Annotated in this window: 12 protein-coding genes and 1 pseudogene; 8 read left to right on the top strand and 5 right to left on the bottom strand. The window is 68.4% G+C overall.

From position 1 onward, the window contains the following. Positions 1–103: 103 nt before the first annotated feature. Positions 104–766: a DNA alkylation repair protein gene (locus OV287_RS35845; protein WP_267538536.1), complete on the bottom strand. Its 663-nt coding sequence runs from the start codon at positions 764–766 to the stop codon at positions 104–106. Between the two features lie 381 nt (positions 767–1,147). Here OV287_RS35845 and OV287_RS35840 point away from each other — a divergent pair, with 381 nt between their 5' ends. From OV287_RS35840 to OV287_RS35815, 6 genes are read left to right on the top strand one after another with little or no spacing between them, the layout of a single operon-like run. Next, a complete protein-coding gene (locus tag OV287_RS35840) occupies positions 1,148–2,083 on the top strand; it encodes a 4-hydroxyproline epimerase (RefSeq protein WP_267538535.1) in 936 nt (311 codons plus the stop codon). Then, entirely contained in the window at positions 2,080–3,219 is a 1,140-nt protein-coding gene (locus tag OV287_RS35835; protein WP_267538534.1) for an NAD(P)/FAD-dependent oxidoreductase, read from the top strand. The genes OV287_RS35840 and OV287_RS35835 overlap by 4 nt, the downstream gene beginning before the upstream one ends. Beyond that, positions 3,212–3,481, top strand: coding sequence for a (2Fe-2S)-binding protein (locus OV287_RS35830; protein ID WP_267538533.1), 270 nt, complete (start codon positions 3,212–3,214; stop codon positions 3,479–3,481). Before OV287_RS35835 ends, OV287_RS35830 begins: the two co-directional genes overlap by 8 nt. Then, entirely contained in the window at positions 3,474–4,751 is a 1,278-nt protein-coding gene (locus OV287_RS35825) for an NAD(P)/FAD-dependent oxidoreductase (RefSeq protein WP_267538532.1), read from the top strand. Before OV287_RS35830 ends, OV287_RS35825 begins: the two co-directional genes overlap by 8 nt. Then, on the top strand, positions 4,748–5,638 hold the full coding sequence (locus tag OV287_RS35820) for a dihydrodipicolinate synthase family protein (protein WP_267538531.1): 891 nt from the start codon (positions 4,748–4,750) through the stop codon (positions 5,636–5,638). Before OV287_RS35825 ends, OV287_RS35820 begins: the two co-directional genes overlap by 4 nt. 25 nt (positions 5,639–5,663) lie before the next feature. Further along, entirely contained in the window at positions 5,664–7,238 is a 1,575-nt protein-coding gene (locus tag OV287_RS35815) for an aldehyde dehydrogenase (NADP(+)) (protein ID WP_267538530.1), read from the top strand. 43 nt (positions 7,239–7,281) lie between these two features. Here OV287_RS35815 and OV287_RS35810 read toward each other — a convergent pair whose 3' ends face one another. After that, on the bottom strand, positions 7,282–9,324 hold the full coding sequence (locus OV287_RS35810) for a M9 family metallopeptidase (RefSeq protein WP_267538529.1): 2,043 nt from the start codon (positions 9,322–9,324) through the stop codon (positions 7,282–7,284). A 344-nt stretch (positions 9,325–9,668) separates the two neighbouring features. Here OV287_RS35810 and OV287_RS35805 point away from each other — a divergent pair, with 344 nt between their 5' ends. Continuing rightward, the gene (locus tag OV287_RS35805; protein ID WP_267538528.1) at positions 9,669–10,388 is read left to right on the top strand and encodes an AraC family transcriptional regulator; all 720 of its coding nucleotides are present in this window, start codon (positions 9,669–9,671) and stop codon (positions 10,386–10,388) included. Between the two features lie 78 nt (positions 10,389–10,466). On the opposite strand, the gene OV287_RS35800 is transcribed toward OV287_RS35805, so the two are convergent. The 3 genes and pseudogenes from OV287_RS35800 to OV287_RS35790 all read right to left on the bottom strand — a co-directional run bounded on the left by OV287_RS35800 (position 10,467) and on the right by OV287_RS35790 (position 13,936). Further along, positions 10,467–11,348, bottom strand: coding sequence for a sulfurtransferase (locus OV287_RS35800; protein ID WP_267538527.1), 882 nt, complete (start codon positions 11,346–11,348; stop codon positions 10,467–10,469). A 130-nt stretch (positions 11,349–11,478) separates the two neighbouring features. Next, positions 11,479–12,630, bottom strand: a pseudogene (locus OV287_RS35795) (polysaccharide deacetylase family protein); the annotation flags it as partial. A gap of 649 nt (positions 12,631–13,279) precedes the next feature. Then, positions 13,280–13,936, bottom strand: a complete 657-nt coding sequence (locus tag OV287_RS35790; RefSeq protein WP_267538526.1) for a LysR family transcriptional regulator — start codon at positions 13,934–13,936, stop codon at positions 13,280–13,282. Between the two features lie 252 nt (positions 13,937–14,188). Between OV287_RS35790 and OV287_RS35785 the strand changes: the two genes are divergently transcribed. Beyond that, positions 14,189–15,064 (top strand): (R)-mandelonitrile lyase, encoded by an 876-nt coding sequence (locus tag OV287_RS35785; RefSeq protein WP_267538525.1) that lies wholly within the window; start codon positions 14,189–14,191, stop codon positions 15,062–15,064. Positions 15,065–15,066 lie beyond the last annotated feature (2 nt).

Here is a 15,066-nt window from a genome sequence, read left to right as displayed (position 1 = left end):
CCGGGTGTTCGTTCCGCTGATAGCCGGGGCGGGCGTCTCCCTCACCTCCCTCGGCTGGAATCCGGTCCAAATACCTATCGGACGCTTCAGTCCCTGGCTGACGTTACGATTTGAAGCGCTTCGTCACCGCAGGACTCGTGAGCTCCCCGAGCGCATCCTTTCCCACCCACCGCGCCGCGCCCTGCTCTGAGTCCGCCAGGCGCCGGGCCACTGCCACTGCGGCGGCATTGAGCGCGCGATTGCGTTTACCGATCGCACGCAGCGCCATGTTCACGGCCTTCTTGACGAAATTCCGTTCGTCGCCGGCCTCGCGTTCGATCAGCGCGAGGCCACGGATGAATGCCTCGTCGTCGGCGTGCCGGTCATGCACGGTGAGGCTCCACAGCAGCGCAAAGGCCGTGCGCTTCTCGAACTCGTTGCGCTTGTTGCTCCACTGCGTGACCTTCGCCCACCGATGTGGCGTACGGTCGAACAGGTTGAAGCACATCGTGTCGCAGATCGCCCAGTTGTCGAAATCCTTGCACCAGCGATCCATCTGCGCGGCCGTGACCAGCGCCGGGTCATCGACGAACGAGGCCAGCATGCGCGCCTCGTACCAGCCGGTGTCCCAGAGCGCCAAGGCGAGTTCATGGTTGTGCCCGAGCTTCTTGCCGAGCGCCTTCATGTCCCTCATCGCTACGCCGAACGCCTTGTCCGAAGGGATGGCGTAGCGGGCCATGCCGTCGAGCGTGGCCTGGGTACTGTGGTCCTTCAGCCACTGGAGCACCGACTGAACTTCATCCTCGAGTGACGGCTTCGCTGCGTTTGAGGCCGGCTTGACGGCGGGTCGAGGTGCATTCTGCGCCCTCTTGGGGGGCGAAGGGGATTGGGTCACCCCCTTTTTCGCGGTGGTCCTTTTCATGATGAGTCGACCTTAGCCGATCAGCGGCCGGGCCTCGGTCGCGGTCACGACGATCTTCGCGAGGCGCTTGCTATACGCAGCTATCGGCGAACTGTTCAAGCGTCCAGGTCCCTGCGACCTCCTTGGCAGGGTTGGACGGGGCAGGCGCATTTGCATGATTGCCCTGCCGGCGTGACTGAAACTCGCAAGAAATCGCGAGCCGTCACCCATACGGTGCCGCCCATGGAGTCCAGGACCCAGAGCGGCATGCGGCGTATTCGTGTCATTGACAGCCATACCGGAGGCGAGCCCACCCGTGTTGTGACGGAGGGAGGCCCGGAGTTGGGGGCCGGGGACATGGAGTCCCTGCGCGAGCGCTTCCGCGAACGGTTCGACTCCTTCCGCAGAGCCATCGTGTGCGAGCCACGTGGCTCCGACGTGATGGTGGGCGCGCTGCTGTGCACCCCCTCGGTTTCCCGGTGCGTGGCCGGCGTCATCTTCTTCAACAACGTGGGTTATCTCGGCATGTGTGGCCACGGCACCATCGGCGTGGTGAAGACGCTGGCGTACCTGGGCCGTATCGGCCCCGGCGTGCATGCGCTGGAGACCCCGGTGGGGGTGGTCCAGGCCACCCTGCATGCAGATGGGCGGGTCAGCATCGCCAACGTGCCAAGCTATCGCCTCGCTCACGATGTCGCCCTCGAGGTGCCTGGCCATGGCGAGGTGCGGGGTGACGTCGCCTGGGGCGGTAACTGGTTCTTCCTCACGCGGGCTCGGGATGTCCCGCTCGACATGGGGAACATCCCGGCCCTGACCGCGTACACGTCCGCCATCAAGCGCGCGCTGGCCGCGAATGGCATCACCGGCGCGGGCGGCGCGGAGATCGACCACGTCGAGCTGTTCGCCCCTTCGCCCTCTCCCGGCGCTGACGCGCGCAACTTCGTCCTCTGTCCGGGTCTTGCCTACGACCGCTCCCCGTGCGGCACCGGAACGAGCGCCAAGCTCGCCTGCCTCGCCGCGGAAGGTTCGCTCGCGGAGGGCGCCTCCTGGGTGCAGGAGAGCATCATCGGTAGCCGGTTCGAGGCTCGCTACGTCCGCGACGGCGAGCGCATCCTGCCCACCATCACCGGCACGGCCTCGGTGAACGCGGAGGCGACGTTGCTCGTTGACCCCGAGGACCCCTTCGCCTGGGGCATCGGATGAGCGCCTTCGACTGTGTCATCGTCGGCGGAGGCATCGTCGGTGCCGCGCTCGCGGACGTGCTCTCCCTCGAGGGGATGTCCGTCGCGCTGGTGGAGGCCCGCTCCATCGGTGGGGGCACCACGGCCTGTGGCATGGGCCACCTGGTCGCCATGGACGACAATCCGGCGGAGCTCGCCCTGACGGGCTACTCCGTGGCGCTCTGGCGCGAGCTGTCCGCGCGCCTGCCTCGAGAGGTGGAGTACGACGCCTGTGGCACGCTCTGGCTCGCCGCCGACGCGGAGGAGTTGGCCGCCGTCGCCACCAAGGTCGAGAACTACCGCGCTGCCGGCATCCGGGCCGAGGTGCTGGACTCCAGCGCGCTGTATGAGGCCGAGCCGGCGCTGGCTCCCGGACTCGTGGGGGCGTTGCGCGTGCCCGGGGATGCCGTGCTCTATCCTCCGCTTGCCGCGCGGACCTTCGCCCTCCAGGCCCGGTCCCGGGGGGCCAGGCTGCTGATGGGCTCTCCGGTGCGGACCCTGCGCCAGGGCTCCGTCGTGCTCTCCAATGGTGACGTCCTGGCGGCCGGATGCATCGTGCTCGCCGCGGGCGTCGCGAGCCCCGCGCTCTGCCCGGAGCTGCCCATTTCGCCCCGCAAGGGACACCTGCTCATCACCCAACGGGGCGCGCCAGTGGTGCACCACCAGCTCGTCGAGCTTGGCTATCTCAAGAGCGCCCACGGGACGGAAGGCGCCTCGGTCGCGTTCAACGCCCAGCCGCGCACCACGGGCCAGTTGTTGCTGGGTTCCTCGCGCCAGCCGGGCGTGGCGACCCGCGAGGTGGAGGCCACCATCCTGGAGCGGATGCTCCAGCGCGCGGAGCTCTTCCTGCCGGGATTGAATGGTCTTCGAGCGCTGCGCATCTGGACCGGTCTGCGCCCGGCCACGCCGGATGGACTGCCCCTGCTCGGGCCGCACCCTTCGAAGCCATGGCTCTGGCTCGCCTGCGGTCACGAGGGGCTCGGCATCACCACCGCGACGGGCAGCGCCCGGCTCCTGGCCGACCGGATGCTCGGCCGCGCCTGCGCGATTCCCTTCCAACCCTACGAGCCGGCACGTTTCCTGGAACAGGCGCGCACGGCGGAGGCCCTTCATGCCTGACGCGAAGAGGACCGCGACCCGTACCGTCACCTTGCGCATCAACGGACGGACCCTCACCGTTCCCACGGGGACCTCGGTCGCGGCGGCCCTCGCCCACGCGGGGGAATTCGTCAGCCGTTGCGACCTGGAGGGCCACCCCCGTGCGCCCCTGTGCGGCATGGGGGTGTGCTTCGAATGCCGCGCCACCATCGACGGAGAGCCCGAGGTGCTCACCTGCCTCACGCCGTGCCGCGATGGCCTGGAGGTGGTGACCCATGCGTGAGGTGTGTGACCTCCTCGTCGTCGGCGCTGGCCCCGGTGGGCTCGCCGCGGCGTGCCGTGCCGCCGAGGCGGGCCTCGATGTGCTCGTCCTGGAGCAGCAGCCCACTCCCGGAGGACAGGTCTGGCGCGGAGAGACGAGGCCTGGCGGCAACCCGGTGGCCCGGAGATGGCTGAGACGCTTCGCGGACTCGGGTGCTCGCTTGCGGCTGGGGACGCGCGTCGTCGCCGCACCCGAGCCGGGACTGTTGCTCACAGAGGAAGGGAAGACCCCGCTCGCCGTGCGCTACGGGCGGCTCGTGCTCGCCACCGGCGCGCGTGAGCGCTTCCTGCCCTTTCCCGGCTGGACGCTGCCAGGTGTCATGGGGGCCAGTGGACTCCAGGTCCTCGTCAAGGACGGCCTGCCCGTCCGGGGCAAGCGCGTGGTGCTGGCTGGCACCGGGCCGTTACTGCTCGCCGCCGCCGCGACGGTGCACGCGAAGGGCGGCGAGGTCCTGTTCATCGCCGAGCAGGCACCCGCCTCGAGTCACTGGGGCTTCGCCCTCCAGCTCTGGCGTCATCCGGGAAAGCTCCTCCAGGGAGCCGCGCTGACGGCAGGGCTGGTGGGAGTGCCCTCGTCCACGGATGCGTGGGTGGTGGCCGCGGAGGGCGACGGGCGACTCGAGCAGGTACGCCTGTCCGTGCGGGGCCGGGAGGAGCGGATGGGTTGCGACTACCTGGGCGCGGCCTTTGGACTGGTGCCCAACCTGGAGCTGGCGCGGCTGGTGGGGTGCGCGGTGTCGGCCGGGGCGGTCGCCGTCGATGAGCGCATGGAAGCGAGTGTCCCCAACGTCTACGCGGTGGGAGAACTGCTCGGCATCGGCGGGGTGGACCAGGCCCTCGTCACCGGAGAGATCGCCGGCCTCGCGGCGGCGGAGCAAGCCATTCCCGATGACTTGTGGGCCGCGTGGGACCGCGCCCGGACCTTCGCTCGGCTGCTGGACCGATACTACTCGCCACGCCCGGAGTTGAAGCGGCTCGCCACGCCCGAGACCTTGCTCTGCCGCTGCGAGGACGTCCCGCTCGCGGCGTTGGACGGCTGCCGCGACCTGCGCGAGGCCCGGTTGTATGCCCGGCTCGGCATGGGCGCCTGCCAGGGCCGCACCTGTGGGCCTGCCGCCGAGGCCCTGTTCGGCTGGGCTGGCGAGGACGTCCGCCCGCCCTGTCTTCCCGCGAGAGTCGGCAGTCTTCGGCTGCCGGCCGAGTTCACCTCTACCCAGGAGAAACAGTCATGAGCCTCTGGACCGGCGTGCTACCCGCCATCACCACTCCCTTCAACGCGGACCTCTCCATCGATCACGGAGCGGTCCGAGCGCACGTGCGTTGGCTCGTGTCCCAGGGGTGTACCGGCATCATCCCCTGTGGCTCCCTGGGTGAGGGCGCGACCCTGGGTCTGGAGGAGAAGGCCGCGCTGATGCGCACCTGCGTCGAGGCCGTGAAGGCCCCGGTGATTCCAGGCATCGCCGCGCTCGGCACGGCGGAGGCGGTGCGCCTCGCGAAGGCCGCCGAGGAGGCCGGTTGCTCCGGGCTGATGGTGTTGCCGCCGTATGTCTATTCCAGCGACTGGCGCGAGATGAAGGCGCACCTGTCGGCCGTGATTCGAGCCACCCGGCTGCCCTGCCTCCTCTACAACAACCCGGTGGCGTACCGGACCGACTTCAGCCCCGCGCAGATCGCCGAGCTGGCCGCTGACTTCGACAACGTGGCGGCGGTCAAGGAGTCCTCCACCGACGCCCGCCGCGTCACGGGCATCCGCGCCCTGCTGGGGGACCGGCTGGCTCTGGGCGTGGGCGTGGATGACTGTCTGGTGGAGGGCGTGAGCGCGGGGGCGAGCTTCTGGGTCGCGGGTCTGGTGAATGCCTTCCCGGCCGAGTCGGTGCGCCTGTATGAGCTGGCCCGCGCCGGCAAGCACGACGGGGCCTTCGCGCTCTACCGGTGGTTCCTGCCGTTGCTGCGGCTCGACACCGTCACGAAGTTCGTCCAGCTCATCAAGCTGGTGCAGCAGGAGATGGGCTGGGGCCACGAGCGCGTGCGCCCGCCGCGCCTGGAGTTGGTCGGCGCCGAGCGTGAGGAGTGCCTGCGCGTGTTGCGCGAGGCCCTGGCCCACCGGCCCGCGCTGTAGCTACTCCCATACGAGGACACACGGTATGAAATGGATGGGATTGTCCCTGATTGGCGCCGAGCGCGGCGAACCGGGTGGCGGAACCTTCACCGGGTGGGATCCGGCGGAGGGCAGGGCGCTCGAACCTCGCTACCACTCTGCCCACCCCCATGAGGTTGAACGGGCCTGCCGGCTCGCGCGGGAGGCCATGCCGGTCTTTGGCGCACTGCCTTCCCGGCAGCGGGCCGTGTTCCTGGAGCGCGCCGCCGAGGCGCTGCTCGCGGCCGAGGCCGACTTCCTGGCCGTCACGCCTCGGGAGACGGGCCTTCCGCCCGCGCGCATCCAGAGTGAGCTCGGCCGCGCCGCGAATCAGTTCCGGCAGTTCGCCCGGTTGCTCGAGGAAGGGAGCTGGGTGGATGCCCGCATTGACCATGCCGCGCCGGAGCGGCGTCCCGCGCCCAGGCCGGACCTGCGCTCCGCCCTCCGCCCGCTGGGGCCGGTGGCGGTGTTCGGCGCGAGCAACTTCCCACTCGCCTTCTCCGTGGCGGGGGGCGATACCGCCTCGGCGCTCGCCGCGGGCTGCCCGGTCATCGCCAAGGCCCATCCCGCCCATCCGGCCACCTCGGAGCGTGCGGGCCTGGCCCTGCGTGAGGCCGTGCTGGCCTGCGGTCTTCCGGAAGGGGTGTTCTCGCTCCTGTTCGACGCCGGCATGGACGTGGGCCGCGCCCTGGTGCGGCACCCGTCCATCCGCGCCGTCGGCTTCACGGGCTCACGGGCCGGTGGCCGGGCGCTGATGGAGCTCGCCGCCGCGCGTCCCGAGCCCATCCCCGTCTTCGCCGAGATGGGTTCCATCAATCCCGTATTCATCTTGCCCACCGCCCTGGCCGCACGCCCCGAGGCGCTGGCCGAGCAGCTCGCCGCTTCCATGCTGTTGGGGGCGGGCCAGTTCTGCACCTCGCCGGGCCTCATCGTGACGGCTGGAGGCGAGGGACATGAGACGTTCCGTGCACGGCTGGCGGAGCGTCTCGGGGCGGCGCCGGCGGTGCCCATGTTGACCGAGGGCATCGCAGAGCGTTTCCGCGAGGGAGTGGCTCGGCTCGCCGCGCGCCCGGACACCCGGCGGAGGGTGGAGGGCGAGTCCCGAGCCGCCTACGCGGTGCCCGCCCTGTTCGAGGTGGAACTGGACGCACTGCTGTCCGAGCCGGCGCTGACCGAGGAGGTCTTCGGAAGCTGCGCCATCGTGGCTCACGTGCGGGAGGCCGGGGACTTCGCTCGCGTGGCCGCGCACCTGGAGGGTCAGCTCACCGCGACGCTGATGGTGGAGGCGGGCGACCATGCGCTCGCCGCGGAGTTGCTGCCCGTGCTGGCGGACCGGGTCGGGCGCGTGCTGGTGAACGGCGTGCCCACGGGCGTCGAGGTCTGTGCGGCCATGGTGCATGGTGGGCCCTATCCCGCCAGCTCGGATGGACGCTTCACCGCGGTGGGCACCGGAGCCATCCACCGCTTCGCCCGGCCGGTATGCTTCCAGGACGTGCCGGACGCGCTGCTGCCCTCGGAGCTGCGGGAGTCCAACCCGCTGAACCTCTGGCGCACGGTGGATGGAGTGCTGAAGCGGGGATGAACGTCCCAGGTGGCTCGGAGGTCCACCTGGGACGAGGCCGGGGTCACTCGTCGAAGCGGGCCTCGAGCCTCACACCGGAGAACGGGGAACGGGCGTGGAGCATCACATGGAACCAGTTGCCGGCCGCGGGATTGGAGATGTCCACCGTCTCCTCGTTGTCGGGGAGGTACGGCCGGTAGTCATACGTGGTGGAGGTCGGCCAGTGGATGGCGCGGATGTACATGTCGGCGTTGCCCGTGCCTCCACTCATCTGGAAGCGCAGGTTGTGAGCGCCGGATGGGACCCAGAGGTAGAAGTACAGCACGTCACCCGAGGCCAGCCCGCCCCGGTAGCAGCCATTGCCCAGCACCATGGAGTTGGGGTCCGTGCAGGGCACACCCGGGCTCGGCGATGGGTTCGCGCACGTGCGGGGGTCGGCGGCGGTCGCGACGCAGCCAATCCACTCGTGGAACTCCGCGTCGTGCGTGGTGCCGAGCCCGTCCAGGTACTGCCGGTAGGCGGTGTAGTCGCCGCCGCGGAAGTGGGCGAGCATCGTGTCCACCTGGTCCCCGTGGCGCTCGAACATGAAGCGCACGCTCAGGTAGCCCCAGTAATAGATGCGCTCCACGCCGCTGTTGTAGTCGTTCCGGAAGAGCTGGCTGAGCTGCATGCTCTTGCTGGCGCCGATGGAGACGGCCTCGGTGTTGTTGTCCTTCTTCGAGATGTACTCGGCCAGTCCTTCAATCCACCAGATGGTCGGCTGGCTGGTGCTGGCCCCGAAGTCCCCCTTCATGTCGAAGCGGCCATCCAGGTAGTGGATGTACTCGTGCTCCAGGTTCCATATCTTGAATTGAGGGCGGACCCACTCGGCCTCGTAGGCGATGAATCGGGCCTGGTTCCCCGGAGTGGCGGGGTCCCCTTCCAGGTACATGCCGCCGTTGTTGGTGTCGATGCCGAACAGCACTCCGGCGTAGGTCTGGTAGTCCTGGCTGCTGTTGAAGATGACCATCTCCAGCGCCACGTTGTTGTCATTGGCGACGGGAACGCGGCGGCTCTTCAGCTTGTCGTGGAAATACGTCTCCTCGGTGGCGAGCTGCGCGCAGCTCTGGTTCAGCTCCGTGGTTCCCATGTCCTGGGCGCGCATGCGCAGGGTGGAGCCACAGGGGTGACTCACCGTCAGCACGGCCTGCTCCAGCGCTGGCCGGAAGTTGCAGATGCCGTAATAGGCACAGTTGCTTCCGTCGTAATACTCCGCCATCTCGGCGGCACCCACCCACATCCCCGCGCCGGGGCCCGTCATTGCATGGCCGGCGAGGATCGCCTTGACCTTCGGGCGTACCTTGTTCTGAAGCGTCCCGGGGTATTGCAGGAAGCGAGACAGTTCGCGCACTGCGTTGACCTGGAAGTATTGGTAGTCGGTCCCCAGCAGGTGCTCGTTGCGCGAGATGAAGCCGCTCAAGGTGTCGACGATGGACGGCTCCTGCTGCACCAGCGCCACGAAGTCGCTGTTGTAGTGGCCGCGGAACAGGCCGACGAAGACGTTGTGAGCGGCGCCGCGCATTCCCCAGGAGGACAGGAACCCGTCGTTGAACCGGTCCAGGATGGACTGGAAGGTGCCCAGGTGGAGCGCGTTCTCCGAGGCGCTGTCGATGAGGGTGACGAACTCGCTCAGCACCTCTCCATGCGTGTCGTTGACGTCCTGGAAGTGGCTGTTGGCGACGAAGGCGGCCAGGGCCGGCCGGATGGCCGTCTTCAGGGCCGTGCCATAACTGCCCACGTCCTCCGAGTGGTAGTACTGCACGTAGTACCCGGCGCGCAGGAACAGGATGAGCTGCAGTGCACTGCCGCTGTTGTTCCCGGGGTATTGCTGCGCGCTGCTCGTGAGCGCGTTGGCGATGGTCACCATCTTGCTCTCGGCGAACACCTGCCCGGCCCGGGTCCCGGTCAGCCCGAACAGTGTGTTGACGCAGTCCACCGCCGAGCCCTTCACCAGGGTGACCAGCGCGGTGCCGCTGGCGGATGCGAAGGCGCCGGTATCACATGCCGCGAGCAGCGCGCTCTTGCTCGAGGGGGGCGTGCGGGCCTCGCGCATCTGCTCGGGGGACACGTCCGGCTGGCGCTCTTCCGGAAGGATGCGCTCATGGGCGGATGGCCGCGCGTGGGCCTGGAGGGATGGGGGAGGGGGCGGAGGGGACGCGCCGAAGGCTTCGAGTCCCACAAGGGCCAGACAGAACGTCCATGCGGTACAACACCGTTTCCAAGCGGTGAAAACACTGCTCATGGTTCCTGCTCCTCGGTGGTAGGTGAACTTCACGCGGAGTCAAAGACTAGGTGCAGGGCTTCTCTTGCTTCTTGTGACTTCCCACCGAGAAGATGATGGAAATCACCGAACCCACTCAGCGCAGAGACTTCACCCCAGGCGAAGAATTGGAGACCTGGAGGACCGGCTTCATGGAGCGGGTGGCGAACCCGTTCTTCGCGGAGGCCCTGTTCGACCGTGTCCCGGACATCGTCTTCTCGGTGAAGGACATCCACGGGCGCTACGTGTGCATCAGCGAGGCGTGTGCCGAGCGCTGCGGGTTGAAGAGCAAGGCGGAGGCCGTGGGGCGCACCGCGCACGAGCTCTTTCCCCGTCACATGGCCGACCGCTACGTGCGTCAGGACAAGCAGGTCTTCCGTACGGGCCGCCCGCTCGTCAACAACCTGGACCTGACGCTCTTCAACAACCGCAGGCCGGGCTGGTGCCTGACGAACAAGGTGCCGCTGTTCGAGGCCTCGGGGGCGGTGCTCGGGCTGGCGTGTCTCTCGAGGGACGTGCACGAGCCCGGCCGCGCGGGAATGGTGGACGAGCGGTTCGCCTCCACCATCGACCACATCCAGGCGAACTATGGAGAGCGGTTGCGCATCGACGCATTGGCCCGGCGGGCGGGCATGTCCGCGGCGCAGTTCGAGCGGCGCATGCAGCGCATCTTCCAGCTCTCGGCGGGGCAGTTCATCATGAAGACGCGCATCGACGCCGCCTCCGAGAAGCTGTCCGGCACCGAGCAGCCCATCTCCGCGATCGCCCTGGCCGTGGGGTTCTGCGACCAGAGCGCGCTGTCCCGCCAGTTCAAGCAGATCACGGGCTTGAGCCCGCGCCAGTACCGGCAGCTCATGCGGCCGGGCGGCTGAGCAGTTCTTCCAGGATGTGGCCTCACGGGGCCGTTGGAGCGGCCACGTGAGACCCTCCCAGTGGATTGAAGAGGCGGGCTACGCGCGAGGGGCCATGCGCCGTGGATCCGGCTCGCCCTGCTCGATGGGCAGCGCCGGGTCGCGCGACCACTCATTCCACGAGCCGAAGTAGAGGTGCACAGCATCGAAGCCGGCCTCCTTCATCGCCACCAGCGTGTTCGAGGCCCGCGCTCCCTTGAAGCAGTAGAGGTAGACCTTGGCCTCGGGCTGGATGCCGACGGAGGCGCAGAGCGAACGCACCTCGTCCTTCGAGATGAACAGGGGGATGTCGTCCTGCTTGCGCATCATCTGGTACCACTCGATCCATACCGCGCCAGGGATGCGCCCCTTGCGAGGGCAGAAGTCGACCCCGTAGGGCGAGGAGCTGGCCCCCACCCATTCGTCCTGGTCTCGCACGTCGAGCAGCACCACGGACGGGTCCTTCAGGGCCCGCAGCATTTCGTCCCGGTCGATCATCAGCTCGGGTTTCGGGTCGAGCGGGAACCGCTTCGGCTCGGGCTCGACGGGCTCCGTCGAGAGCGGCAGCCCCTCTTTCATCCAGGCCCGGAGCCCGCCGTGGAGGATGGCCACGCTCGGATAGCCGAGATACTTCAGCAGGAAGTAGCCACGACAGGACTGCCCGTAGCCGTTGTTCATCGCATCTTCGTAGATGACCGCGGTCTCCTTCCCCGAGAGCCCCGCCTGGCCGAAGAGGTCCGCGAACGTGTGCTGCATCGTCGCGAGCCCCTCCGGGGTGGAGTTCGACAGGTAGGTGAATACGTCCCGGACGTTGACCGCTCCGGGGATGTGCCCGGCGGCGTACTCCTCGGGGGCGCGGGTGTCGATGATGACGATGTTCTCTCCGCGTGCTCGTGCCTCGGCGAGCTCGCGGGGCGACAGCAGGAGCTTCTGGTTCATCATGTTCTCCTCCATGGGGTAGGAGCGCGGGATGATAGACGAGGATGGGGCTCCCGCCTGTGCTGGCTTGTACATCCCCTCCAACATCGGCGTGCGGTGCGCGCCCGAGCTCCGGGCAGTCCGGAGGGCCCGCTCACGGCGAGGCGGTCGCGTCGAGGTCGGTGAGCGAGAAGTCGTCCATGGTGAGCGTGCCCACCTGGTCGAGCGACATGCCCAGGCTGAGCGCCTTGGCCGCCGAGGGCGCGGCGGGCGTCGTCCACTCGGCCCGGGTGTAGGTGCTGGTCGCCGGCAGCAGCGGCCCCTGCGTCCAGAAATCCCAACCGCCCGAGGTGTTGCGGTAGTACGCCTTGAACCGAACCGACGTGGTGGCCTTGTACCAGGCGGAGACGCGGTAGTGGTGGCCGGTGGTCGCGGGGGGCGAGCACGAGCCGCCGTCCTGCAGGTTGATGAGCTTGCGGTCTCCGCTGGTGATGCTGGTGATGCGCACCTGCTGCGCCCAGCTTCCGCCGTGGGCATCCGTCGTCCGCGTCCAGGTGAAGGCGTTGGTGCCGAAGCCTCCGCGCTGCCAGCAGTCCGGCGTCCCGTCCCCGTTGCTGTCCGCTTCGAGCGACGGGTTCTTGAAGAGCTGCGTCGGGGTCACCACCGGCGGGAAGGTGACGGGTGGCTTCAGCACCCCGCCGATGACGGTGTCCATGCGGACGACCGTGGTTCCCCGCGAGGCACGCGGGGCCAGCCAGTCGAGGAACGCCGCCAGGTTGGCCGGAGTAATCGCATACGTCTCACCGCACCCGTCGCAGATGTGGTGGAAGACGATGGGCACCCAGCCGCCGCCACTCTCTTCCGCCCGGAGCACGTAGGCCTGGAGGGTCGCGAGTGAGGTGGTGTCCTGCACGGAGCCGTGCGTGCGGATGGCGTAGGCGTCCGCGGGAGGAACGGACTCCGCGTAGGGATTGCCGGAGCTGCCCGTGGGCGTGCGCAGGCCGCCGCTCTCCCGGGCCGAGTTGTAGTTGCAGTCGATGACAATCTGCCGTGTGACGGAGTCCTTGTCACCGAATGGGTAGGCGAACGAGGTCACCCGGAAGCCCTGGTTCAGCAGGGCCACCCGGTCGTTGCAGATTTCCCGCCGCTGCTCGTCCGCCGACAGCGTGGTCAGGTGCGGGTGGGTCAGCGTATGGCCGCCAATCTCGTGTCCGGCGTCCTGGAGCGCACGCACCTGGGCGACCGTCAGACGGCCGGATAGGCCCAGCTTCCCACTGTTGATGTAGAAGGTGCCGCGCATTCCCCGGGCTTCTAGGAGCCTGTCGGAATACCTCGGCTACCCACTACATGAGGGGTAGTGCGACTCAAACACACCGCTATGGTTGGTATGTAGGAGTCGTTTTTCGGCGATTCTCCGACAAGCTCCTAGCATCGCCGCGGCCTGGAGCTGGCTGGAAAGACAGTCATCGAAGTTCAGCGAGACGCGTGTTGGCATGGTGGCCCCCCCTGGAGGCTTGCCCCCAGCACGGGCGGCCGCAGCGGGAGTGCGCGGGGGCACCGTCACTGGAGTTCCGAAACGAAGATGCCTATGGCACGCTCCTCAGGACAGGCCATTGTCCCTGGGTTCAATTCCCAACCCTTCGCCGCGCCGCAGTGCCAGCTCGCGGGGAAGCGCAGGCCCCGCCTTTCGTGGGGAGGGAGGGGGTCCCGGCCCCTGCACCGTGGGGCGAGACGCAGGCTGACGCGGGGTCGCCTGACCGCCCAAGGGAGCTGTGCGGCCTCTCCACCAGCCTGGCGCACTGCTCGGCCGGCCTCTGTCAGCGGCCCTCCTCCCCCCTGTGTCAGGCGGGCGCGGATGACTCTGTGAAGCCAGGTGGCTCGTGACAGGGCGCGGCAGCATTCTGTCTTTTCCCGGGCCTGCGCTCCGAGGTACTCGCACCGAGATGGGGGGCACTTCACACTGCCCTGGCGGCCAACTCCTTGGCAGCCTCGACGAAGAGGCGCAGTGGCGTGGAGCGCTGGGCACGGCTGGGGAAGTAGAGAAAGAAGCCGGGGACAGTGGGCGAGTAGGGCTCGAGCACCCGCACGAGCCGCCCGGTGCGCAACTGCTCCGCCACCACCGGCTCGAAGGCGTACGCCAGCCCCAAGCCTTCCTCCGCCAGGGACACCGGCAGATGGATGTCGTTGGTGACAACGCCTCCGCGCACCGGTACGCGCCATGTCCTGCGGCCGCGCTCCAGCTCCACCCGAGGGTGGCGCGCGCAGAAGGTGGGGAGCACCGGAGTGATGAGGAAGGGCACCGCCATTCGCGGCACTGACAGCCGCAGCCGGCCCACTGCCTCCCCTGGCTGCGCGGACACCTCTCTGAGGGCGGTGAGCGCCTGGCCCAGTCCCGGGCCTGCGCCCTCAACCAGGCGCCGCCCGGCATCCGTCAGCGACACGCTGCGCGTCGTACGGGTGAGCAGCACTACGCGCAACTGCTCCTCGAGCTGGCGCACGGACTGACTCACCGCGGTTGTAGAGACGCCGAACTCGCGCGCCGCGCCGGTGAAGCTGCGCAGTCGGGCCACGGCGAGGAACACCTGGAGTTGGGGAAGGAGAGCCGTCTTCATCGCGAGTGCCCCCTCGAGGCCTTTGTGGACACCGCCCGGCCGCCCCCCTCCGGGGCGCATGGCGGTCAAGCCAGCAGACCACATCTCATTATCAAGCAGAGCTTCAAAGCCCATTTGCGCCGGGGTGCCTAGTCCTCGGCGAATCGGGGGCCTACTTCTTTTCGGGAAGCCCCACGCGGACCTGCCCACGTTCACGGTCAGCACGTTCTGGTCCGACACCGCCACGACTCATCAATGAATCGGAAGATGGACATGCAACTGCTCGCCGCGACGGTCGTCTTGTTTCCAATGCTTGCCCTGGCGGTCGCCCAAGCCAGTCCTGAGCGCGCGGCCACGGGGGCGGGCACTCCCTCGGCCGCCTCACGTGAGGATTCCCAGGCCCTGCGTATCACGCGCAGCGGCTCACAGCCCGTTGCCAAGGGCCCCTCCGAACAGTTCACCGGTACCGTGCGCGTCGAGCGACTGTTCCAGCCGGGCGCCCCCTCACGCGCCTCAGGCGCCTACGTCACGTTCGAGCCCGGTGCTCGCACTGCGTGGCACGCCCATCCGCTCGGGCAGACGCTGGTTGTGACGGCTGGTTCCGGCCGAGTGCAGCGCTGGGGGAGCGCCATCGAGGAAATCCGGCCAGGAGATGTGGTCTGGATTCCGCCCGGGCAGAAGCACTGGCACGGCGCCTCACCGAACACCGCAATGACCCATCTGGCCATCCAGGAGCAGCTTGACGGCAAGGTTGTCGAATGGATGGAGAAGGTCAGCGACGCGCAGTACAGCAATCAACCCAGAGAGGAGCGAACCATGAGTACCACCAAGCCCGCCACCACCGCACAGAAGGCTATCGGCGACTTTGCGCCGAAGCTCGTCGAGCTGACCGACGACGTGCTCTTCGGGGACATTTGGGAGCGGCCGCAGTTGTCCAAGCGCGACCGCAGCCTGATTACCTGCGCGGCGCTCGTGGCGACCGGAAAGACGGAGCAGATGAACTTCCACTTCCCGCGTGCCATCGAGAACGGCGTGACGCAGGAGGAACTCACCGAGCTCATCACCCACTTGGCCTTCTACGTCGGCTGGCCCAACGCCATGTCGGCCATTACGCGCGCCAAGGAACTCTTCGAGAAGAAGTCGCCCTGAGG

This window comes from Archangium lansingense, assembly GCF_026626635.1.
Classification (GTDB): domain Bacteria; phylum Myxococcota; class Myxococcia; order Myxococcales; family Myxococcaceae; genus Archangium; species Archangium lansingense.
The sequence above is the reverse complement of the archived record's forward strand: the minus strand, read 5'-3'. Positions and strand labels throughout refer to the sequence as shown.